The 22,024-nt window shown below is 69.6% G+C and carries 19 protein-coding genes and 1 pseudogene; 10 read left to right on the top strand and 10 right to left on the bottom strand.

What is annotated here, in order from left to right; genetic code table 11:
- The first annotated feature begins 81 nt into the window (after nucleotides 1-81).
- The 4 genes from egtA to egtD are packed head-to-tail and all read left to right on the top strand — an operon-like array spanning nucleotide 82 to nucleotide 4,461.
- A complete protein-coding gene (gene egtA, locus ABZV38_RS25390; RefSeq protein WP_356330531.1) occupies nucleotides 82-1,416 on the top strand; it encodes an ergothioneine biosynthesis glutamate--cysteine ligase EgtA in 1,335 nt (444 codons plus the stop codon).
- On the top strand, nucleotides 1,413-2,747 hold the full coding sequence (gene egtB / locus ABZV38_RS25385; protein ID WP_356330529.1) for an ergothioneine biosynthesis protein EgtB: 1,335 nt from the start codon (nucleotides 1,413-1,415) through the stop codon (nucleotides 2,745-2,747). Before egtA ends, egtB begins: the two co-directional genes overlap by 4 nt.
- Nucleotides 2,747-3,502 carry an ergothioneine biosynthesis protein EgtC gene (gene egtC / locus ABZV38_RS25380; RefSeq protein WP_356330528.1) on the top strand — a complete coding sequence of 252 codons (756 nt, stop codon included), beginning with the start codon at nucleotides 2,747-2,749 and terminating at the stop codon, nucleotides 3,500-3,502. The genes egtB and egtC overlap by 1 nt, the downstream gene beginning before the upstream one ends.
- A complete protein-coding gene (egtD, locus tag ABZV38_RS25375; RefSeq protein ID WP_356330526.1) occupies nucleotides 3,499-4,461 on the top strand; it encodes an L-histidine N(alpha)-methyltransferase in 963 nt (320 codons plus the stop codon). The genes egtC and egtD overlap by 4 nt, the downstream gene beginning before the upstream one ends.
- On the opposite strand, the gene ABZV38_RS25370 is transcribed toward egtD, so the two are convergent.
- The 3 genes from ABZV38_RS25370 to ABZV38_RS25360 all read right to left on the bottom strand — a co-directional run bounded on the left by ABZV38_RS25370 (nucleotide 4,404) and on the right by ABZV38_RS25360 (nucleotide 7,604).
- Nucleotides 4,404-5,252, bottom strand: a complete 849-nt coding sequence (locus ABZV38_RS25370) for a lysophospholipid acyltransferase family protein (protein ID WP_356330524.1) — start codon at nucleotides 5,250-5,252, stop codon at nucleotides 4,404-4,406. The genes egtD and ABZV38_RS25370 overlap by 58 nt on opposite strands.
- Nucleotides 5,249-6,151, bottom strand: a complete 903-nt coding sequence (locus ABZV38_RS25365; RefSeq protein WP_356330522.1) for a GNAT family N-acyltransferase — start codon at nucleotides 6,149-6,151, stop codon at nucleotides 5,249-5,251. Before ABZV38_RS25365 ends, ABZV38_RS25370 begins: the two co-directional genes overlap by 4 nt.
- A 196-nt stretch (nucleotides 6,152-6,347) precedes the next feature.
- Nucleotides 6,348-7,604, bottom strand: a complete 1,257-nt coding sequence (locus ABZV38_RS25360) for an extracellular solute-binding protein (protein WP_356330520.1) — start codon at nucleotides 7,602-7,604, stop codon at nucleotides 6,348-6,350.
- Nucleotides 7,605-7,805: 201 nt separating this feature from the next.
- Between ABZV38_RS25360 and ABZV38_RS25355 the strand changes: the two genes are divergently transcribed.
- On the top strand, nucleotides 7,806-8,021 hold the full coding sequence (locus ABZV38_RS25355; protein WP_356330518.1) for a dodecin: 216 nt from the start codon (nucleotides 7,806-7,808) through the stop codon (nucleotides 8,019-8,021).
- Between the two features lie 37 nt (nucleotides 8,022-8,058).
- Here the strand turns inward: ABZV38_RS25355 and ABZV38_RS25350 are convergent.
- Nucleotides 8,059-8,271: pseudogene (locus ABZV38_RS25350) on the bottom strand (hypothetical protein); the annotation flags it as partial.
- A 149-nt stretch (nucleotides 8,272-8,420) separates the two neighbouring features.
- Here ABZV38_RS25350 and ABZV38_RS25345 point away from each other — a divergent pair.
- On the top strand, nucleotides 8,421-10,847 hold the full coding sequence (locus ABZV38_RS25345; protein WP_356330516.1) for an excinuclease ABC subunit UvrA: 2,427 nt from the start codon (nucleotides 8,421-8,423) through the stop codon (nucleotides 10,845-10,847).
- 112 nt (nucleotides 10,848-10,959) lie between these two features.
- On the opposite strand, the gene ABZV38_RS25340 is transcribed toward ABZV38_RS25345, so the two are convergent.
- The 3 genes from ABZV38_RS25340 to ABZV38_RS25330 are packed head-to-tail and all read right to left on the bottom strand — an operon-like array spanning nucleotide 10,960 to nucleotide 14,361.
- Nucleotides 10,960-11,706: a succinate dehydrogenase/fumarate reductase iron-sulfur subunit gene (locus ABZV38_RS25340; protein ID WP_356330514.1), complete on the bottom strand. Its 747-nt coding sequence runs from the start codon at nucleotides 11,704-11,706 to the stop codon at nucleotides 10,960-10,962.
- Nucleotides 11,703-13,652, bottom strand: a complete 1,950-nt coding sequence (locus tag ABZV38_RS25335; RefSeq protein WP_356330512.1) for a fumarate reductase/succinate dehydrogenase flavoprotein subunit — start codon at nucleotides 13,650-13,652, stop codon at nucleotides 11,703-11,705. Before ABZV38_RS25335 ends, ABZV38_RS25340 begins: the two co-directional genes overlap by 4 nt.
- Before the next feature lies 1 nt (nucleotide 13,653).
- Nucleotides 13,654-14,361: a succinate dehydrogenase gene (locus tag ABZV38_RS25330; RefSeq protein WP_356330510.1), complete on the bottom strand. Its 708-nt coding sequence runs from the start codon at nucleotides 14,359-14,361 to the stop codon at nucleotides 13,654-13,656.
- 95 nt (nucleotides 14,362-14,456) lie between these two features.
- Here ABZV38_RS25330 and ABZV38_RS25325 point away from each other — a divergent pair, with 95 nt between their 5' ends.
- Entirely contained in the window at nucleotides 14,457-15,353 is an 897-nt protein-coding gene (locus ABZV38_RS25325; RefSeq protein WP_356330508.1) for a LysR substrate-binding domain-containing protein, read from the top strand.
- Nucleotides 15,354-15,545: 192 nt separating this feature from the next.
- On the opposite strand, the gene ABZV38_RS25320 is transcribed toward ABZV38_RS25325, so the two are convergent.
- From ABZV38_RS25320 to ABZV38_RS25310, 3 genes are all read right to left on the bottom strand, one after another.
- On the bottom strand, nucleotides 15,546-17,720 hold the full coding sequence (locus ABZV38_RS25320; RefSeq protein WP_356330506.1) for an EAL domain-containing protein: 2,175 nt from the start codon (nucleotides 17,718-17,720) through the stop codon (nucleotides 15,546-15,548).
- Nucleotides 17,717-18,535 (bottom strand): SAM-dependent methyltransferase, encoded by an 819-nt coding sequence (locus ABZV38_RS25315; protein WP_356330579.1) that lies wholly within the window; start codon nucleotides 18,533-18,535, stop codon nucleotides 17,717-17,719. The genes ABZV38_RS25320 and ABZV38_RS25315 overlap by 4 nt, the downstream gene beginning before the upstream one ends.
- Nucleotides 18,536-18,737: 202 nt before the next feature.
- Nucleotides 18,738-19,715: an SCO0930 family lipoprotein gene (locus tag ABZV38_RS25310; RefSeq protein ID WP_356330504.1), complete on the bottom strand. Its 978-nt coding sequence runs from the start codon at nucleotides 19,713-19,715 to the stop codon at nucleotides 18,738-18,740.
- A 555-nt stretch (nucleotides 19,716-20,270) separates the two neighbouring features.
- Here ABZV38_RS25310 and ABZV38_RS25305 point away from each other — a divergent pair.
- The 3 genes from ABZV38_RS25305 to ABZV38_RS25295 all read left to right on the top strand — a co-directional run bounded on the left by ABZV38_RS25305 (nucleotide 20,271) and on the right by ABZV38_RS25295 (nucleotide 21,888).
- Nucleotides 20,271-20,402, top strand: coding sequence for a hypothetical protein (locus tag ABZV38_RS25305; protein ID WP_356330503.1), 132 nt, complete (start codon nucleotides 20,271-20,273; stop codon nucleotides 20,400-20,402).
- Nucleotides 20,403-20,417: 15 nt separating this feature from the next.
- Entirely contained in the window at nucleotides 20,418-21,194 is a 777-nt protein-coding gene (locus ABZV38_RS25300; RefSeq protein WP_356330501.1) for a hypothetical protein, read from the top strand.
- A 163-nt stretch (nucleotides 21,195-21,357) separates the two neighbouring features.
- Entirely contained in the window at nucleotides 21,358-21,888 is a 531-nt protein-coding gene (locus tag ABZV38_RS25295) for a hypothetical protein (protein ID WP_356330499.1), read from the top strand.
- The last annotated feature ends 136 nt before the right edge of the window (nucleotides 21,889-22,024 follow it).

The following is a 22,024-nucleotide window of genomic DNA, read 5'->3' as shown; positions in this document are numbered from 1 at the left end:
TGTGCCACACAGGGGAACCCTTGTGCGATCTCCCCGCAAGGGTTTGGGTGGTACGGACGTTCCGAAAAAGGAGGCCCCGGCATGTCACCGGACGCACCCGTCGGCCACGGTCCGACCGACTACGACCGCCCCCTCGGTGAGGGCGAGGCGGAGGATTTGCTGCGATGTATCTGCTTCAAGACAGGCCCGCCCCGGACGGTCGGTGTCGAGCTCGAATGGCTCATTCACGACCGTGACCGGCCTCGTACCCCGGTCGCCCACGACCGTCTCGACGCTGCCGTCGCCGCCGTGGGCACGCTGCCGCTGAGTGCGGCGCTCACGTTCGAACCCGGCGGACAGCTGGAACTCAGCTCGCGTCCGGCGGACTCTCTGATGGCCTGTATCGATGCCATGTCCACCGATCTTGCCGCCGTTCGTGACGCGCTCGGTCGGCTGAACCTCGTACCGGTCGGTCTCGGCGTCGATCCGTGGCATCCGCCACATCGTCTGCTGCACGAGCCCCGCTACGACGCCTTGGAGGCCTCGCTGGACCGCTCGGGACCGGCGGGTCGCGCCATGATGTGCTCCACCGCATCCGTCCAGGTCTGTCTGGACGCCGGCGAGGAGGAGCCGGGGCCGCTCGGCTACGGGCGGCGCTGGCAGCTGGCGCATCTGCTGGGTGCGGTGCTGGTGGCGGCGTTCGCCAACTCGCCGTACCGGGAGGGCCGGCCGACGGGGTGGCGATCCACCCGCCAGTCGCTGTGGGCCGACCTCGATCCGGTACGGAGCCTGGCACCGCGCGGCCGTCTCGCCCCGCGCGACGACTGGGCCGCGCATGTGCTCGACGCCCCGGTGATGTGCATCCGGAGCGACGAGACACCGTGGGCCGTGCCGGTCGGTCTGACGTTCCGCGACTGGATCCGTACGGGTGCGCCGCGGCCGGCGACGCGCGCCGATCTCGACTACCACATCACCACGCTGTTTCCGCCGACTCGCCCGCGCGGACATCTCGAACTGCGCATGATCGACGCGCAGCTCGGTGACGACGGATGGCTGGTGCCGCTCGCCGTCACCACCGCCCTGTTCGACGACCCGGAGGCTGCCGAGACCGTGTACCGCACCGTCAAACCTCTGGCCGAGACAGCAGGCATACTGTCCGCCCCGCGCAATCCGCTCTGGGTCGGCGCCGCCCGTGACGGCCTGGCCGACCCGGAACTACGGGCGACGGCCGCGACCTGCTTCGAAGTGGCGTTGGAATCTCTGCCCCGACTGGGTGCGTCCGAGGCTGTTCAGCAGGCGGTAGCGGTCTTCCACGACCGTTTCGTCGCCCGGGGCCGATGTCCTGCTGACGATCTGCCCGAACTGCTCGCGATGCCCTCGGTGCATGCGGCGCCTCCGGCGCTTCGTCCGGAAGAGGGAAGGAAAGCCCACTCATGACTGATTCCCCCGTAACCCCGACTCCCGATCTTGATCCCGAGGCGCTCCGGCAGCGCGCTCTCGCGGCGCTCCTCGCCGCCCGGGACCGCACCACGCTCCTCACCGACAGCGTCGACGACCGTGAACTGACGGCCCAGCACTCACCGTTGATGTCGCCCCTGGTCTGGGACCTCGCGCACATCGGCAATCAGGAGGAGTTGTGGCTGCTGCGCGGCGTCGCCGGGCGGGAGGCGATGCGCCCCGAGATCGACGGGCTGTACGACGCCTTCGAGCATCCGCGGTCCAGCCGCCCCTCCCTTCCGCTGCTGCCGCCCGCCGAGGCCCGCTCGTATGCCGCGGAGGTGCGAGGCAGGGCCCTGGACGTCCTGGAGAGCACCGCGCTGACCGGTGACCGTCCGCTCGTGGAGGCAGGTTTCGCCTTCGGAATGATCGCCCAGCACGAGCAGCAGCACGACGAAACGATGCTGATAACCCACCAGCTGCGGTCCGGTCCGGCCGTGCTCACCGCACCGGAGCCGCCGCGGCCCACCGACGCGGCCTCGCTGCCCGCCGAAGTCTTGATTCCCGGCGGCCGGTTCACCATGGGTACGTCGACCGAGCCGTGGGCGCTCGACAACGAACGTCCCGCCCATGTGCGTGACGTGCCGGGGTTCCTCATGGACACGGCTCCGGTCACCTGCGGCGCGTACGAGCGCTTCATCGAGGACGGCGGTTACACCGATCAGCGCTGGTGGGCACCCGAAGGCTGGGCGATGGTCCGTGAGCACGAGCTGACCGCCCCGCTCTTCTGGCACCGGGACGGAGGCCAGTGGCTGCGCCGTCGTTTCGGGGTGACCGAACCGGTGCCCACGGACGAGCCGGTGCTCCATGTCAGCTGGTACGAGGCGGACGCGTACGCCCGCTGGGCGGGGCGCAGGCTGCCCACCGAGGCCGAGTGGGAGAAGGCTGCGCGCCACGACCCGGCTTCGGGGCGTTCGCGACGCTATCCGTGGGGCGACGAGGACCCGTCCCCGGAGCGGGCCAACCTGGGCCAGCGCCATCTGCGGCCCGCACCGGCCGGAGCGTACGCTGCGGGCCGATCGCCGTTCGGGGTACGGCAGTTGATCGGGGACGTGTGGGAGTGGACGTCGAGCGACCTCCTCCCCTATCCGGGCTTCTCGGCATTCCCCTACCGCGAGTACTCGGAGGTCTTCTTCGGGCCCGCCCACAAGGTGCTGCGCGGCGGCTCGTTCGCCGTGGACGCCGTGGCCTGCCGGGGCACGTTCCGGAACTGGGACCTTCCGGTGCGGCGCCAGATCTTCTCCGGATTCCGTACCGCGAGGGATCTCTGATGTGCCGCCATATTGCCTATCTGGGGCCACCCGTGGCGCTCGGCGAGCTGTTGACCCGGCCTCCCCACGCGTTGGTCCGCCAGTCCTGGGAGCCACGCCGGCAGACGTACGGAACGGTCAACGCGGATGGCTTCGGCGTGGGCTGGTATGCGGACGGCGACCCGGTCCCGGGGCGCTACCGGCGCCAGGGACCCATCTGGGCCGACCAGTCGTTCGACGATCTGGCCCGAGTGGTACGGAGCACGGCACTGCTCGCCGCCGTCCGGGACGCCACCGAGCGGGACGCGGACGGTGAGGCTGCGGCCGCGCCGTTCGCCGCGGGCCGGCTGCTGTTCAGCCACAACGGAGCGGTGAAGGGCTGGCCCGGATCGCTGGCGCCGCTTGCCGCCATGCTGCCCCCGGCCGAGCTCCTCGCTCTTGCCGCCCGCTGCGACTCGGCCCTGATCTGGGCGCTGGTGCAGCACCGGGTCGCGCAAGGCGACGACGTGCCGCAGGCGGTCGCCGACACCGTGCGCGAGGTCGCCGGGGCGGCGCCCGGTTCGCGGCTGAACCTGCTGCTCACCGACGGCACGACGATCGTGGCAACGGCCTGGGGCGACACCCTGTGGTATCTCGCCGATCCGGGCCGCCGCACGGTCGTGGCCTCGGAGCCGTACGACGACGATCCGCACTGGCGCGAGGTCCCCGACCGCACTCTGCTGGCCGCGACCCGCGCCGACGTTCTGCTGACCCCGCTCAAGGAGCCCCCCGAGTGAGTCCCTTTCTGCTGACCCGCACCCTGCCGGTGGACACGACGGACGCGGCGCTGCGCGCCGATGTGCTGCACGGTCTGACCCGGCACCCGAAAACACTGCCGCCCAAATGGTTCTACGACGCGCACGGCAGTGAGCTGTTCGAGGAGATCACCCGGCTCCCCGAGTACTACCCGACCCGCGCCGAGCGGGAGATCCTGGTCGCCCGCGCACCGGAGATCGCCGCTGCGTCCGGGGCGAAGACCCTGATCGAGCTGGGTTCCGGCTCGTCGGAGAAGACCCGGCATCTGCTGGACGCACTGCCCGCACTGCACAGCTATGTGCCGGTGGATGTGAGCGAGAGCGCGCTGCGAGGCGCGGCCGAGGCGCTGCTCGTGGATCGGCCGGATCTTGCGGTCCATGCCCTGATCGCCGACTTCACGGGCGAGCTCGTGCTGCCCGACACGCCGGGACCGCGACTGGTCGCGTTCCTGGGCGGCACGATCGGCAATCTGCTGCCGGACGAGCGGACGGTGTTCCTGAAGTCCGTGAGGTCGCTGCTCTCGCCGGGCGACGCGCTACTGCTCGGCACGGATCTGGTGAAGGACGAGGAGGTACTGGTCGCGGCGTACGACGATGCGGCCGGAGTGACAGCGGCGTTCAACAAGAACGTCCTGACCGTCGTCGACCGGGAGTTGGGCGCGGACTTCGACCCGGCCGACTTCGACCATGTGGCGCTGTGGGACCGGCGGCAGGAGTGGATCGAGATGCGGCTGCGGGCCCGCAGAGCGCTGACTGTGAAGATCCCCGGGCTGGATCTGGTGGTTCCGTTCGAGGCCGGCGAGGAACTGCGTACGGAGGTGTCGGCCAAGTTCCGCAAGGAGGGGATCCGGGGCGAGCTCGCCGTGGCCGGGCTGAGGTTGACTCAGTGGTGGACGGATTCCGCGGACCGCTTCGCGCTGTCGCTGGCCACGGCGGTCTGAGCGGCACGGGCGAGCGCACGGCGGCCGGGCAGTGTGCCCGCGGGGATCGGCGGCAGGACGCGGATCTCTGCGGTCAGCCCGGCCGCCGTGACCACGCGCCACAGTGAGGCGGTGAGCGGATCGTCCCCGACGAAGGCGGCGGCGCCCGCGGCCGGCTCGTCCGGGCGCGCGGTGCGGTAGGTGATGCGTACCGGACGGACGTCGGCGTGCGCGTCGAGCGCGGCCTGGAACGCGGCGGGCCGGAACCGGCCGCCGGGGCCGCGCCCGCACCAGGTGCTGCCTTCGGGGAAGACCACCACCCGGGACCCGCTGCGCAGCGCCCCCGCGATGTCGCGCACGGTTGTGGGCAGCGCCCGCAGCCGGTCGCGCTCGACGAACAGCGTGCCGCCGAGGGCGGCGAGCGCACCGAGCACCGGCCAGCGGCGGATCTCGCTCTTGGCGAGCATCCGGCCGGGGAGCACGGCGGCGACGAGCGGTATGTCCAGCCACGAGATGTGATTGGCGACAACGAGCGCACCGGCGTGCGCCGCTCCGGCCGGCGGCTGCGGCCGGCCGATCACCCGTACCCGTACGCCGAACGCCCGCACCACCCCGTACGCCCACCACCGGATCAACCGGTCCCGCGGTGCCGGGCCGAGCAGCAGTACGGCCGGGACGCACACCACGCCGACGAGGACGAGGGTGCACCCCGCGACGAGCAGGGCCGTGGCCGGGAGCCGGCCGCGCACGGGGCCGGTGTGACCGGCGCAGGTGCGCGGGGTGCAGGGTGCCGTGGGCAGCCAGACGCTCATGTCAGCGGAGCGAGTGACAGGAAGTGGCGCAGATAGCGCGGGTCGGTACGGCGCAGCGACAGCAGTACGTAGAGGTCGGCTACGTTGAAGTCGGGGTCGTACGCGGGCGCCCCGCAGACCCGGGCACCGAGCCGCAGGTAGCCGCGGAGCAGCGGCGGGAGTGCGGAGAGACCGGTACGCGCGGTGGTCCGCCCGGCGGCGCCCACGGCTGCGGCAGGACGGGTGGCGGCGGTGGGCTGCCAGAGACGGTGCGGGGTGACCCAGTACTCCTCGGGTGCCAGGTACTTCGTCCTCACCGTGTCCCAGGAGTCGGCGGCCAGGACGCCACCGTCGGCCAGGGGTATCGAGCAGCAACCGGCCAGCCAGTTGTGCCCGCTGCGCTCCATGTAGCGGGCGAGACCCGCCCAGATGAGGGCGATGACGGCGCCGTCCCGGTGGGCCGGGTGGACGCAGGAGCGGCCGACCTCGATCAGGTCGTCGCGGATCGGGCCGAGGCGACCGAGATCGAACTCGGTCTCGGCGTAGAGACGGCCGGCGATCCGGGCCTGCTCGGGCGGCAGGAGCCGGTACGTGGCGATGACGTCGCCGGTCGCCACCTCCCTCACCAGCAGGTGGTCGCAGTACGCGTCGAAGGCGTCGCTGTCCAGACCGGGCTCGGGGCCGTCGAGCCGGGCACCGAGTTCACCGGCGAAGACCTGGTGGCGCAGCCGCTGTGCGGCGCGCACGTCTTCCTGGCTGACGGCGAGGGAAACCCGGTAGAGCGAAGGGGCCGGGAGGTCGGACGCAGCCGGGGCTTCGGGCAGTGCCGGGGCGGACTGCACCGGGGTGAGCTGCTGCGGTACGAACGGGGTGGCGGTGAGCGGTCCGGCGACGAGCGGTGGGGTGGGCAGCGCGTTCATGACGGTCTCCGGGGACGGATCGGCAAGGGCGACTGCCGGGCTGCCGCAGTGCTGCGACGGCCCGGCCCCTTACTTCTTCCGTGACCGGCTGGATTCGACATGACCGCTGCGGAGAGCCTGGATGTGCGACGGCTGAATCCCGGGGTGCCCGGCGGCGGACCGGACGCCCTCCCGTGCCCCGATTGAGCGCCCTCGCTCAGCTGCCCGTGAGCTCGGCGGTGATCCGTTCCGAAGCGGACTTGGCCTCTTCCAGCGGGTCGCCGCCCTGCAGGACGGCTGTCATGTACGGCTTGATCGGGTTGGCGGCCTCGACCGCCGCCCACTGGGGCGAGCTGGGGGTGGCCCGCCCGCGCCTGGCGCCCTCGGCCATGGCGGCGGTGCCCTCCTGGCCCTCGATGACATGGGCGAGGCTCGGCTTGTTCGGGACGTAACTCATGGTTCTGGCGAGGTCCTCCTGCCACTTCTTGCCCGCCAGCGCCTTGATCACGTCGATACCGGCGCTGCGCTCGGCCGCCTTTTCCGGAACGACCAGATCGGAACCGCCGGTGAATACGGAGCCGGGGTTCTTCACAGTCTTGCCGGGGATCGGGAAGTAGCCGAGCTTCCCCTTGAGTTCGGGGTTCTTCTGCTCGATGAGCTTTGCGCTGCCCGGCACGGAAATGATCTGCGCGACATCGCCCTCGGCGAACACGTCGGTCTGCGGGGGCTTTTCCTCGTCGGCGTTCTTGGGGCCGTTGCCGTACGACTGGAGTTCCTTGTAGAAGGCCATGCCCTTGAGTGCGGCGGGAGTGTCCAGGGCGCCCGCCCATTCGCCGCCGTTGTCGTGGGCCAGGTCGCCGCCCTCGTCCCAGATGAACCCGGCGAGGACGTACCAGTTCTGGCCCGCGAGATACATGCCCTGGTTGCCGTTCCGATTGAGCGCCCGGCTGTCCTCGACCCACTCCTTCCGCGTCTTCGGCGCACTCTTGATGCCTGCCTGCTCGAAGAGGTCCTTGTTGTAGATCACCACACGGTTGGCCGCATACCACGGGATGCCGTACTGAATGCCCTCGATGCTGCCGGGGTCGGCGAGACCGGGCAGCCAGTCCTCGCTGCCGAGGTCACGCATCGATTCGAGCGTGAGGTCGCGCAGCCCGCCGCTCTCTGCGTACTGGGCGACCTGGGTGTTTCCGACTTCGATGACGTCCGGGGTGTCCTCGCCCTTGAGGGCCGCAGTGACCTTGGGGCCGATTCCACTCCACTCCTGAATCTTGAACTCCAGTTCGATGGAGGGGTGTTCCTCTTCGTACGACTTCGTGAAGCGGTCCAGGAAATCGGCGGAAACGCTGTCCTTCATCAGCCAGATCGTGACCGTCTTGTCGCCGGAGCCACCCGAGCCCGAGAGATAGCCGCAGCCACCCAGCGCAACGGTGGAGACGAGCGCGACGGCACCGATGAGTACGCGGTTCTTCACGGGGGTCACCTTCTGCGAAACAGCACGACTGATACAGGACCCGATGTGGGGGGACTGCGGGCGTTGCTCGCACGGGTGTGGCTGGAGTTTGGTATGGACCAATCAATTGGTCAAGACCAGTTCACGACACGTTCGCCACCCCGACCCCTCGCGTGACAGGGCCAGGTGGGGCACCGTGGTAGGGACGGAAGGAGACACACGATGTCAAGTCCCACCTATCGGGTCACCGAAATCGTAGGAACCTCTCACGAAGGGGTCGATGACGCCATCCGCAGGGGCGTCGCAAGGGCTTCGGAAACGTTGCACAATCTCGACTGGTTCGAGATCACCCAGGTGCGCGGGCAGATCGTGGATGGCCGAATCGAGCATTATCAGGTAGGCCTGAAAGTGGGCTTCCGGCTCGACGAGACCAGCTGAGCCGACGCAACGTGGCAGCCGGCCCGGCTCGACGAGGTCACGTACACCCTTCCCGCTCCTGCGCGTCCCGCATCGAAGGCGAGGCCACCGCCCAGCGGGCCCGCACCACGGCGAACCCCGCCTGCTCGGCCGCTTCACAGACCAGCTCGTCGTCATCGACCAGCATCCGCACGTCACACTCCCGGCCCAGCCGCTGCAAGATCTCCAGCTCGCTGCGGCGGGCCGGCTGGCGGTCGTCGTTGCGGCGCATGGTCAATCCCGTGCGATCCGCGGCAGGAAGATCAAATAACTCGTCCTCCACCCACCCTCCTCTCGGGCCCGGTCCGCATCGATGCCTAGAATCGTGCTGTTTGCCCCCAGGCGTCAGCCCTGTTCCGATCCGTACGGAGTCCCGCGCGCATGCCCACCCTCCACGATCCGTACGTTCGGGTGCGCGGCGCCCGCGAGCACAATCTGCAGGACGTCCAGGTCGACATCCCGCGCGACACCCTCACCGTCTTCACGGGCGTCTCCGGCTCAGGAAAGTCCTCGCTCGCCTTCGGGACGATCTATGCAGAGGCTCAGCGCCGCTACTTCGAATCCGTCGCCCCGTACGCCCGCCGGCTGATCCACCAGGTCGGCGCACCCAAGGTCGGCGAGATCACCGGGCTGCCTCCAGCGGTCTCCCTGGAGCAGCGCCGGTCCGCGCCCGGCGCCCGGTCCTCCGTGGGCACGGTCACCACACTGTCCAACTCGCTGCGGATGCTGTTCTCGCGCGCCGGGGAGTATCCGGCGGGCGCCGAGCGGCTCGACTCCGACGCGTTCTCGCCGAACACCGCCGCCGGGGCCTGTCCCGAGTGCCACGGCCTGGGCCTGATCCACCGCACCACGGAGGAGCTCCTCGTCCCCGACCCGTCGCTGTCGATCCGCGACGGTGCGATCGCCGCCTGGCCGGGCGCCTGGCAGGGCAAGAACCTGCGCGACGTGCTGGACACGCTGGGGTACGACATCGGCCGCCCCTGGCGCGAGCTGGATGCGAAGGACCGGGACTGGATCCTCTTCACCGACGAGCAGCCGGTGGTGACGGTCCATCCGGTGCGTGAAGCGGGCCGGATCCAGCGGCCCTACCAGGGCACGTACATGAGCGCGCGGCGGTATGTGATGCACACCTTCGCGGACTCCAAGAGCCGCACCCTGCGGGCCAGGGCCGAGCGCTTCCTGACCGGTGTTCCCTGCCCGGTCTGCGACGGCAGCCGGCTGCGTCCGGAGGCGATGGCCGTCACCTTCGCGGGCCGCACGATCGCCGAGCTGGCCGCACTTCCCCTCGCGGATCTCGCCGAGGTGCTGTCGGCCGCGGGCGGCGACGACACCGCGCGGGTGCTGACGGCGGATCTGCTGGCCCGGATCGAGACGGTGACCGAGCTGGGTCTCGGCTATCTCGGCCTCGACCGTACGGCTCCGACGCTGTCCTCCGGCGAACTGCAGCGGCTGCGGCTCGCCACCCAGTTGCGGTCGGGGCTGTTCGGGGTCGTCTATGTGCTGGACGAGCCGTCGGCCGGTCTGCACCCGGCGGACACCGCGTCGCTGCTCGCGGTCCTCCGGCGGCTGAAGGAGGCCGGGAACTCGGTCTTCGTCGTGGAGCACCAGATGGACGTGGTGCGGCAGGCGGACTGGCTGGTCGATGTGGGGCCGCTGGCCGGAGAGCACGGGGGCAGGGTGCTGCACAGCGGGCCCCCGGCCGGACTCGCGGACGTGGTGGAGTCGGCGACGCGACGGTTCCTGTTCGACGGGAGTCCGGTGCCGGTACGGGAGCCGCGTGCGCCCTCCGGGTGGCTGAGGCTGCTCGGTGTCGACCGGCACAATGTGCGTGGCGCCGACGCCGCGTTCCCGCTCGGGGTGTTCACGGCGGTCACCGGTGTCTCCGGCTCGGGCAAATCGACCCTGGTCGGCCAGGTGCTCGCCGGGGCCCTCGCCGACCGGCAGGCGGCCTCCACCACCGCCGATCTCCCCGCCGAGCGGCCCGTGCCGGGGTGCGCATCGGCGCAGGGGCTGGAGGCGGTGGACCGTCTCGTCCAGGTCGACCAGCGGCCGATCGGCCGTACCCCGCGCTCCAACCTGGCCACGTACACCGGGCTCTTCGATGTCGTACGGAAGCTGTTCACCGCGACCGACGTGGCGCGTGAGCGCGGCTACCGGGCGGGTCGTTTCTCGTTCAATGTGGCGGGCGGGCGGTGCGAGACCTGCCAGGGCGAGGGGTTCGTCTCCGTCGAACTGCTCTTCCTGCCGAGTACGTACGCGCCCTGCCCGGACTGTCACGGTGCGCGGTACAACCCACAGACGCTGGAGGTGACTCTGCGCGGGCTGAACATTGCGCAGGTGCTGGACCTGACGGTGGAGTCGGCGGCCGGCTTCTTCGCGGGGACGTCCGCCGCCGAGCGCAGTCTGCGCACGCTGCTCGATGTAGGGCTCGGCTATCTGCGCCTGGGGCAGCCGGCGACGGAGTTGTCCGGTGGTGAGGCACAGCGGATCAAGCTGGCCACCGAGCTGCAGCGCGCCCGCCGCGGCCACACCCTGTATCTGCTCGACGAGCCGACCACGGGTCTGCATCCGGCCGATGTCGAAGTGCTGATGCGGCAGTTGCAGGGGCTGGTCGACGGGGGCAGCACGGTGGTGGTCGTGGAACACGACATGGCGGTCGTCGCGGGCGCCGACTGGGTGATCGACCTCGGTCCGGGCGGCGGGGACCGGGGCGGCCGGATCGTCGCTGCGGGACCGCCGAGGGAGGTGGCGCGCGCGGCGGACAGCCGGACGGCGCCGTACCTGTCGGCGGCGCTACGACTGCACTGACTCCTTGCCGTCTCCGAACTCCCGTGTCTCCACGGGGCACGGTCAGTCCTCCCGGGGCACTTCCCGGTCCCGGGGGCCGAGGGCTCCCGGGACCGGGAACAACGGAGACGCTCTAGCGGTGGACCTTGCGGGTCGCCCGCAGCCACTCCTTGTTCATGGCCGAGATCGACGGCAGCGGGATGCCCTTCGGGCAGGCCGTGGCGCACTCCCCGGTGAGCGTGCAGCCGCCGAACCCCTCGCTGTCCATCTGGTCCACCATGTCGAGCACCCGGGTCTCACGCTCGGGGGCACCCTGTGGCAGGACGTTGAGGTGGTTGATCTTCGCCGAGGTGAAGAGCATCGCCGAGCCGTTGGGGCAGGCCGCTACGCAGGCGCCGCAGCCGATGCACTCGGCGTGCTCGAACGCGAAGTCGGCATCGGGCTTGGGCACGGGGGTGGCGTGGGCGTCGGGTGCCGTGCCGGTCGGGGCGGAGATGTAGCCGCCCGCCTGGATGATCCGGTCGAAGGCCGAGCGGTCCACGACCAGGTCCTTGACGACCGGGAAGGCCGAGGCACGCCACGGTTCGATGTCGATCGTGTCGCCGTCCCGGAAGGACCGCATGTGGAGTTGGCAGGTGGTGGTGCGTTCCGGACCGTGGGCGTCGCCGTTGATGACAAGGCTGCACGCACCGCAGATGCCTTCGCGGCAGTCGTGATCGAAGGCGACGGGGTCGTCCCCGGCGAGGATGAGCTCCTCGTTGAGGGTGTCGAGCATTTCCAGGAACGACATGTCCTGCGAGATGCCGTCCACCTGGTAGGTGGACATGGCGCCGGGGGCGTCGGCGTTCTTCTGGCGCCAGACGCGCAGGGTGAGCTTCATGCGTAGCTCCGCTGAGTGGGGTGGACGTACTCGAAGACGAGGTCTTCCTTGTGCAGGACGGGGGCTTCGCCGGTGGCGCTGAACTCCCACGCGGCGGCGTACGAGAACTCCTCGTCCCGGCGGGCGGCTTCACCGTCCGGGGTCTGCGACTCCTCGCGGAAGTGGCCTCCGCAGGACTCTGCGCGGTGCAGGGCGTCGAGGCACATGAGCTCCGCGAGCTCCAGGTAGTCGACGATGCGGTTGGCCTTCTCCAGCGACTGGTTGAACTCTTCGCCGGTCCCGGGGACCTTGATGCGGCGCCAGAACTCCTCGCGGATCTGCGGGATCCGGTCGAGTGCCTTGCGCAGCCCCGCCTCGGTGCGGGCCATACCGCAGTACTCCCACATGAGTTCGCCGATCTCCCGGTGGAAGGAGTCGGGAGTGCGGTCGCCGTCGACGGCGAGCAGCAGGTTCAACCGGTCCTCGGTCTCCGCGACGGCCTCTTTCACGGCCGGGTGCGAGGCGTCGACCTCGTCGTGGTGCGGGTTGCGGGCCAGGTAGTCGTTGATGGTCGACGGCAGGACGAAGTAGCCGTCGGCGAGCCCCTGCATCAGCGCCGAGGCACCGAGCCGGTTGGCCCCGTGGTCGGAGAAGTTGGCCTCGCCGATCGCGAACAGGCCGGGGATCGTGGTCTGGAGGTCGTAGTCGACCCAGAGTCCACCCATCGTGTAGTGCACGGCGGGATAGATCCGCATCGGGGTCTCGTACGGATTCTCCGCGGTGATCTGCGCGTACATGTCGAAGAGGTTGCCGTACTTCTCCTCCACCTTGGCCTTGCCCATCCGCTGGATGGCCTCGGCGAAGTCGAGATAGACGCCCTGTCCGCCAGGGCCGACACCGCGCCCCTCGTCGCAGACGTTCTTCGCTGCGCGCGAGGCGATGTCACGCGGTACGAGGTTGCCGAAGGCCGGGTAGATGCGCTCCAGGTAGTAGTCGCGCTCGTCCTCGGGGATCTCGTTGGCCGGCCGGTTGTCGCCCTTGGCCTTCGGGACCCAGATCCGGCCGTCGTTGCGCAGCGACTCGCTCATCAGCGTCAGCTTGGACTGGTGGTCGCCGGTGCGCGGAATGCAGGTGGGGTGGATCTGGGTGAAGCACGGGTTGGCGAAGTACGCGCCGCGCCGGTGGGCACGCCAGATGGCGGTGGCGTTGGAGTTCATGGCGTTCGTCGACAGGTAGAAGACGTTGCCGTAGCCGCCGCTGGCCAGCACGACCGCGTCGGCGAAATACGTGTCGATCTTCCCGGTGACCAGGTCACGGGCGACGATGCCGCGGGCCTTGCCGTCGACGATGATCAGGTCGAGCATCTCGGTCCGTGCGTGCAGCTCGACGTTGCCCGCGGCGATCTGCCGGGACAGCGCCTGGTAGGCACCGAGGAGGAGCTGCTGCCCGGTCTGGCCGCGGGCGTAGAACGTGCGGGAGACCTGGACGCCGCCGAAGGAGCGGTTGTCGAGAAGACCGCCGTACTCGCGGGCGAAGGGAACGCCCTGCGCGACGCACTGGTCGATGATCTCGACGGAGATCTGGGCCAGCCGGTGGACGTTGGACTCGCGGGCGCGGAAGTCGCCGCCCTTGACCGTGTCGTAGAAGAGCCGGTGGATCGAGTCGCCGTCGTTGCGGTAGTTCTTCGCGGCGTTGATGCCGCCCTGGGCGGCTACCGAGTGGGCGCGGCGGGGCGAGTCCTGGAAGCAGAACTGGACGACGTGGTAACCCTGTTCGGCCAGCGTCGCGCCTGCCGAGCCGCCGGCCAGGCCGGTGCCGACGACGATGACGGTGTGCTTGCGCCGGTTGGCCGGGTTGACGAGCTTGGCCTCGAAGCGGCGGGTGTCCCAGCGTTCGTCGACGGGGCCCTCGGGGGCCTTGGTGTCGACGAGGGGTGCGCCGGTCTCGTAGTGCGAGTAGTCGGTCATGTCAGCTCACGACTCCGGTCATGACGGCGACGGGTACGGAGATGAAGCCCACCGTCAGCACCAGTGCGAGGGCGTTGGCGGTGGTCTTGAGAACACGGTCGCGGGTTGCCCCGCCCGCGCCGAGGGTCTGCGCGGCGCTCCAGAAGCCGTGCTGGACATGGAGTCCGAGGGCGAGCATGGCGACGATGTAGATGACGTTGCCGTACCAGGTGGAGAAGGTGTCGATGACGTTCTGGTACGGGTGGCCGGACTGGAAGCCTCCGGAGTGCACGGTGCCCGTGGTCAGGTCGAGGATGTGCCAGACGATGAACAGGGCGAGGATGATCCCGCCCCAGCGCATGGTGCGGGTGGCATAGCTCGCGCGGGGCCGCTTGTGGACGTACTTGCTGGGGCGCGCCCTGATGTCGCGGCGGCTCAGCTGGTACGCGGAGGTGGCATGCAGCACGACGGCCGCGACGAGCACCACCCGGACGAGCCACAGGGCCCACTCGTAGTGCAGGAAGGGCTCGCCCATGGTTCGCAGCCAGTGGGCGTAGTGGTTGAACTCGCCGGACCCGAAGAAGATCTTCAGGTTGCCCACCATGTGAACGACCAAGTAGAGGACCATGATCAGGCCGCTCACAGCCATGATCGTCTTCTTGCCGACGGACGAGTCCCAGAGCGTACGCGTCATGGACGGCCGTCGGTCCGTCCGGGTTGCCAATGCCATGGACACGACGCTAGGGCGGAAGAGTCCCATCAGTCCAAGACATGGTCCGGCTCATATCCATAGGCCTGGACTATCGATGGGTCTATGCTGCGTGTATGCAATTCCAGCAGCTCACGTATTTCGTGGCCGTCGCCGAGGCGCGGCACTTCACTCGCGCAGCGGAGGAGGTGCATGTCTCCCAGCCGTCGCTCTCCCAGCAGATCAGGGCACTGGAGAACGAGCTGGGGGCGGAGCTGTTCAGCCGGGCCCGCGGCAACATCACCCTCACCGACGCGGGTGAGGCGCTGCTGCCGCTCGCCCGCCGGATCCTCGCGGACGCCGACACCGCCCGCCACGAGGTCCAGGAGCTGGCCCAGCTGCGCCGGGGCCGGGTCAGGCTCGGCGCGACGCCGAGCCTCTGCACGGGGCTGCTCCCCGATGTCCTGCGCGCCTTCCACGACCGGCATCCGGGGATCCAGCTGCTGCTGGAGGAGGGCGGCTCGCACGACCTGGTACGGGAACTGGCACGCGGCGCGCTCGATCTCGCGCTGGTGGGGCTGCCGCTGCCTGCCGCGTCTCCGGCGCTGACGACGGTGGAGCTGCTCCAGGAGGACCTGGTGGTGGTGTCGGCGGCGGAGGCTCCGCGGCCCGGGAGGGGCGGGAGCGTACGGATCGCGCATCTGCAGGGCGAGCCGCTGGTGATGTTCCGGCACGGCTACGACCTGCGGGAACTGACGGTGGCCGCCTGCCGTGCGGAGGGCTTCGAGCCGTCGTTCACGGTGGAGGGCGGCGAGATGGACGCGGTACTCGGATTCGTACGGGCCGGGCTCGGGGTGGCAGTGGTGCCGAGCATGGTGGCTACGCGGGCGGGGAGCGATCTGCGGACGACACCGTTGGCCCCGCCCGGGTTGCGGCGCACCATCGCGCTCGCGCACCGCAGTGACGTGGCGCCGCCACGGGCGGCGCGGGAGCTGCAGAAGGTGCTGCTGGCGAGCCGGCCGGAGCAGGGTTAGCCCGGGCAGCAGGATTATGCGACCTGCGGCCGCGCTTCGTCCTCCATCGCCGGACGGGCTTGATTTTCCCCCGGAGCGCGTGTGTCTGCGGGCGCCCGACGGGCTTGGATTCGGCCGTTGCCCGCGAGTGCCGGACGGGCTGATCAAGCCCGTCCGGCGATCGAGAACGGAACCGGTGCCCGGTCTCCCCGTTCAGACCGCGTCCGCCAGCAGCAGCGAGTGAATCCTGTCCGGCGCACCGGGCCGCGCGTAGTACCACCCCTGTGCCGTGTCGCAGCCGAGCTTCCGCAGCTGCTCCGCCTGGGCGCCCGTCTCCACGCCCTCCACCGTGACCGCCAGGTCCAGGCTGTGCGCCAGCGACACGATCCCCTCGACGATCTTCAGGTCGACCGGGTCCGCCGGATGCTGCTGCATGCCCTGGGTGAAGGAACGATCCAGCTTGAGCACGCTCACCGGCAGCCGGCGCAGATTCGCCAGGTTCGAGTACCCCGTACCGAAGTCGTCGAGCGCTATGTCGACGCCCATTTCGGCCAGTTGACGCAGCGGCTTCAGCAGATCGTCGTCCGCACCGATGAGCGCGGACTCGGTGACCTCCAGGCAGAGCGCCCTCGGCTCCAGCCCCGACCGCTCGAGGACATCGACCGTCTCGGCAACCAGCCGCGGGTGATGCAGCTGGGTCGGCGACAGGTTGACGTTGATCCGCAGCGGGCCGCCGTCGCTGTGCCGCTCCTGCCAGAAGTTGGCCTGCCGTACGGACTCCTCCAGCACCCAGCGACCGAGCGGCACGATCAGCCCGGTGTGCTCGGCGAGCGGGATGAACCGGTCCGGGCCGAGCACCCCGTGCTGCGGGTGGCACCAGCGCACGAGGGCCTCCGCGCCGTGCACCGTACCGTCGCCGAGATGCACGAGCGGCTGGTACTCGATGAAGAACTCGCCGCGGTCCAGGGCGGCGGGCAGTGCGGTGGTCAGCCCGTGCCGGGTGATGGCGCGGGCGTCCGCCTCGGCGTCGGCGAGTTCGAAGCGGTTGCCGCCCGCCGACTTGGCCCGGTACATCGTGATGTCGGCGCTGCGCAGCACTTCGGCGGCGGTGCGTTCGCCCGCCGGTCCCTCGACGACGCCGATGGAGCCGCGCACCGTCAGTTCGCGGCCGTCGAGCCGGATCGGGGTGGCGAGTACGCCGAGGATCCGGCCGGCCAGTTCGTCGACCTCCTTCTCGGTGCTGGGCCCGGTGGTCAGTGCCACGAACTCGTCGCCGCCGAGCCGCGCCACCATCTCGCCGGGCGCGGGCGCACAGCTCTGCAGCCGGTCGGCGACCTCGACGAGCAGCCGGTCCCCCGCCGCGTGGCCCAGGCTGTCGTTGATCGCCTTGAATCCGTCGAGGTCGAGGTAGCAGAGCCCGAAGCGGCTGCCGTCGTCGGCGGACAGCGCCTTCTCCAGCCGCTCGAAGAACAGCGTCCGGTTGGGCAGGCCGGTGAGCGCGTCGTGCGTGGCCTCGTACCGCAGCCTCAGATTGAGCAGCCGGCGCTCCGTGGTGTCCTCCATCAGCGCCAGCTGGTACTCCGGCCGGCCCTCGGAGTCGCGGAGCAGCGACACCGTGAGGTTGGTCCACAGCACGGTGCCGTCGTTGCGGTAGAACGGCTTCTCGACCCGGTAGTGCTCGCGTTCGCCGCGTACCAGCTCCTCGTAGTACTTCCACACGTACGGCGAGTCCTCGGGGTGGACCCACTCGTTGACCTTGTGACTGCGCACATGGTGGTCCAGCCCGCCGAACATTCGGGTCAGCGTGTCGTTGACCTCCAGCACGTTGCCTTCCAGGTCGGCGATTCCGATGCCGATGGCGGCGTCCTTGAAGACGGCGCGGAAGCGCGCTTCCGTGGCGTGCAGGGCCTGCTCCGCATTGCAGCGGGCGGTCAGCGCCGAGCGGGCGATGGCCTCCTGCTCGGCGAGGGTCCGTTCGCGCAGCGCCTGGGTGAAGCCGCCCGCAAGGGCATGCTGCATCCGGGCGCAGCGGGCCCGGCTGTCCTCGGTCGACAGCGTCACCGGGCCGTTGCCGCCGCAGTAGAGCACCAGGTACGAGTCGACGACGCCGAGCGTGGAGCTGAGCGCCTCCGGGTCCGTGCAGTGCGCGTCGACAAGCGCGGCCCCCACCTTGTTCGCGGGCGCCGCGTCGAAGGGCCAGGCATGCAGGATGTCACTCAGTCTGCGGGCCAGCGGCAGCAGGTGCTGCTCGAACTCCGGACGGGTCATGGAGGTGGCCGTCGACGGAAAGATGGCCCGGCTCCAGATCGTCGCGAATCTTCGGAGCCGGTCCTCGGGACCGTCGGGCTCCGCGTCCGGTGCGTCGGACGCTTGGGCGGGAATGCTCACGCCTTGCGTCCCACTCCGGCGAAGCCCGAGAAGGCATAGGGGTCTTCCTGTTCCTGCGCCACGGAGATGCCGGGACGCCACTCAGGCATCGCCACGAGACCGGGCTCGATCATCTCGTAACCCTCGAAGAACCGGGCGACCTCGTCCCGCGACCGCATGATCAGCGGGTTGCGGATGTTCCGGTAGACGCCGACCGCACCGCCCGCCTCCTCCTGGGTGAGCGGAATTCCCTCGTACGACGCGTGGGTGATGACGATGAGGCTGCCGGGAGCGAGTGCCTCGCGCAGTTCGGCGACGGCCGTCTGCGGGTCGTCGGAGTCCTCGATGAAGTGGAGGACGGCGACGAGCAGCAGCGCCACCGGACGGTCCAGGTCGAGGAGTCCGGTGATCTCGCGGCTCTTCAGGATCTCCTGCGGGCGCCGCAGATCCGCGGTGGCTATCACCGCCCGGTCGTTGCCCTCGAGTACGGCCTGGCTGTGCGCGACCGCAACGGAGTCGTGGTCGACGTATGCCACGCGCGCCCCGGGGTCGGCCGCCTGAGCGATTTCGTGGACATTGCCGAAGGTCGGTATGCCGGAACCGATGTCCAGGAACTGAGTGATGCCCTCACTCACCGCATGACGCACGGCCCTGCGCATAAAGGCGCGATTGGCCTGCATGATCTTGGGAAGTCCCGGCATGAACTCCATGGCCTTGCGGGCCGCTTCCCGGTCCACCTCGAAATTGTGCGATCCGCCCAGATAGAAGTCATACATGCGTGACACGCTCGGCACCGAAATGTCAATGCCTTGCGGTGCCCAGGCGGGACGCTCCATCGATGTCTCCAACAAGTCGCCACGGTGATCCGGCCATGTTCATGGTCAGTGTGGACCAGAGGCTACTGATCGACCGCCAGGAGAGCGAGTGGAAACGGAAATTAGCGGTCCGTTATTGGTCACACACCAGTGGCATGTGCGACCGGCCCGTCGCTAAGTGTGACATTCAGCGACGGGCCGGTCCGGGACGGCAGTTGTGGGGTTACTTGGGGGCGCCCACGAGCTTTGCCTCGGGCGACACCGCGTACCATGTGCCCCCGACGCCTTGGCCGTTGGTGTCACCGGGCTTCGCGTCACCGGAGAACGTATAGATGGGCCAGCAGTCGATGGACTGCTGCTTGAGCCCGTCCGGCCGATTGAAGGTGACAAATCCCTTGGTGGTGACGCCTTCGACATCATTCTTGGCCAGTGGAGCGACAACCGGCCACTTCGAGAGACAGGCCCCGGTGCAGGCCGACTTCATCGGCCAGGCGGAGTCCTTCTTGAACCGGTAGACCGTCATGCCGCGCTTGTCGACGACGATGTCCCCGAGTTTCGGGTCCTTGCGCACCGAAAGTCCCGCAAGATCGGCCTGCTCGCCACCGGCGGGACCGTCGGCGTTCACCGCAGCCTTCTTGCCGTCGGGCGCGGAGGCGAACCAGGTGCCTCCCACACCCTGCCCATTGGCGTCGCCGGGCTTGGCGTCCTTGGCGTACCGGTACATCGGCCATCCCGCAATGGTGAGTTGCTGCGTGCCGTCCGCGCGGGTGACCTTGCCGATCAGTGCGTCATCGGTACCGGCGGCAGCCGTGACATTGCCCGCAGGAACGACCGGCCAGGTCTTCGCGCAGTCACCTTCGCAATTCGACTTCGGTGGACTCGCGGTGTCCTTGTCGAAGCGGTAGAGCGTGAATCCCTCGCTGTCCGTCACCACCTTGCCGAGCTTCTTGCTGTCCCACACCGCGAGCTGCCCGGGCTGCTTCGACTTGGCGGACTGCGCCTCGGAATCGGAGCCGTAGCCGGTGTCGGAGCCGTACCCGCTGTCCGCGTCGTAGCCGCTGCCCGCCTGCCCGGCCGGGCTCGCATTGCCCACGTTCTGCCCGTTGGGGGACTCGGTGCCCTTGTCCTGACCGCACGCCGTCGTCAGCGCCAACAGGGCCGCCGCGGTCACCGCGAGCGAGGCGTTCCGCCAGGTGTTCATGTCAACTCCCGTAATTCTTCCGTCAGTTGCGACGCGAGTCCGCGCCTCTCATGGTCCTAGGTACGAGCGGCGGGTGCTTCTTTGTTCAACGCGTCCGAAGAATTTTCCCGAGCCGCAAACGCCCAGCACCCCAGTTCCCCTCCATCAGGGGAATCCGGGCCGCGGTCCGCGTGTGGTCCGACCAGCCGGAACATGCTCCCCGTCGTGTACGGATCACTCATAGGGCGGCTCGCCGCAGCCCTCGCACTCATCTGGCTCCTGACCGCCCCGGTGTCCGCGGCGGCCGACAACTGTTCGTACGCCTCGATCGGGGACGGCGGCGGGAACACGGCGGTCGCCACGACGGGCGACGGACACTGCCAGGCGGGCCCCGCACCCAAGCCGACTCCCCCACCGCCACCGCCACCGCCACCCCCTCCTCCGCCACCCCCACCTCCACCCCCGCCTCCGCCTCCACCACCGCCACCGCCACCGCCCGCACCGGAACCGGAGCCCGCGTCGCCACCTCCGCCGCCCTCGCCCTCCGCACGCCCCACGCCGCCCCTGCCCACGCCGGTGGCGCTCCCCTCCTACCGCAAGCCGCCGCGCAAGGTCCCGCAGCGCGGCCCCTCCCTGGTCACCCTCACCCTGCTGATCACCGCCCCCGCGGTGTTCGCCGTCGCCGTGCTACGTCCCCGCTCCCGATGACCTACGGAGAAGTCCATGTCGGAATGGCTTGTTCTCACCCTCGCCATGGCCGCGGCCTGCGCCGTCGTGCTCACCATCGCCGTCCTCAACAACCGCCGGGTCGGGGAGGACGACGACCCGTCCGAGACCCCTGACGTCATCGAGTACATGACGATGATGATCGGCGTGGTGTACGCGATCGTGCTCGGCCTCGCCATCGCGGGCGTCTGGGAGGGCCGCAGCGCCGCCCAGGAGTACGTACGCCAGGAGGCCCAGGCCCTGCACGAGGTGAACGTCCGCTCATCGGTCTACCCGGCCGAGGTGCGTGCCCGGATCCGCACCGATGTCGACGCGTACGTCAGCTATGTCGTCCACGACGAGTGGCAGGCGATGAGCGACCACGGCGACCTCACCGACCGGGGCGCGGAACTCCTCGGCCGGGTACGTGCCGATGTCACCGACTACCGGCCGAGGACCGACCACGAGGGGCAGGTCTATCAGCCACTGGTCGACCAGGTCGCCGCAGCCGACGACGCACGCAGCGCCCGCGGGCAGAGCGCCGGCGCCACCATGCCGGGCGTCGTCTGGTTCGGTCTGATCACCGGGGCGCTGGTGACCGTCGGACTGATCTTCACCCTGCAGATCCGCAGAACCTTCCGGGAACTGCTGCTGGCCGGGCTGTTCAGCGTGCTCATCGCCTTCCTGCTCTTCCTGATCTGGGACTTCGACTCCCCCTTCGGCCGCGGCATTTCGGCCACCGCGGCGCCGTTCCTCGATCTGTTCCCCAACGCGACAGGCGGGCCGTCGTCCTGACGACGTGGCGGTGCGCCGCCCGAGGGACATCCGTGCCCCATTCGCCGGACCCCGATCGCGCATGATATGCGGTACTTCTAGCGTTTCTCCCATCGAGGTGCATATCTGACGCTTTGTGGGAAACCGTTCCGCAGCTGCTCCTCGGGGACTCGGAGGAATCACCATGCGCCCCATACATGTCGCACCCGTCGCCCTGCTGGGCGCAGCCGCTCTCACTCTGACCGCTCCGGCCGCGACCGTGCATGCCGCGATGTCGGAGGATGCGCCCAGCGCGACCGGACCCATCGTCGCTCCGTCGGTGGTCGCGCCGGGCGGCCAGGTCACCCTGGCCGCCCGGGGGTGCTCAAAAGCAGCGACGGTCAGTTCGGGCGTCTTCGACAGCGTCACCCTTCCCAGCGGAGGCACCGCCGCGACCACGGTCGACTGGGACGCCAAACCTGGCGCTGCCTATGAAGTGACGTTCATCTGCAATACGTCGCCGACCTCCACGGCGAAAGTCAGTCTCAGGATCTCGGCCGCCACCCCCACACCCACCAGCTCCACAGCGATCGCCCCGCACAGCGTGCAGGGTGGCCTCGGCGGCATCAACCGGATGAGTTCCGCTGAGGTGGTCGGCGCCACCGCACTGGCAGTGGTCGCAGCCACCGGCGCCGTCTTCGTGGTGCGCCGTCGGAAGGAGAGCCGTCACCACTGAACGCCAAAATGGCTGGCAGCGGTAACGCGCTGCGGGAAACGTTCATCGTCATAGCGCAGGGTGACGTCTATCGCCCGCGGCTCGTCGTGAAGGCCGACCAGCCTGCCGTGCTCGTCCCACTCCGTCAGCAGCGCGT

Source organism: Streptomyces sp. NPDC005181 (genome assembly GCF_040608395.1).
Taxonomy (GTDB): Bacteria; Actinomycetota; Actinomycetes; order Streptomycetales; family Streptomycetaceae; genus Streptomyces.
The sequence above is the reverse complement of the archived record's forward strand: the minus strand, read 5'-3'. Positions and strand labels throughout refer to the sequence as shown.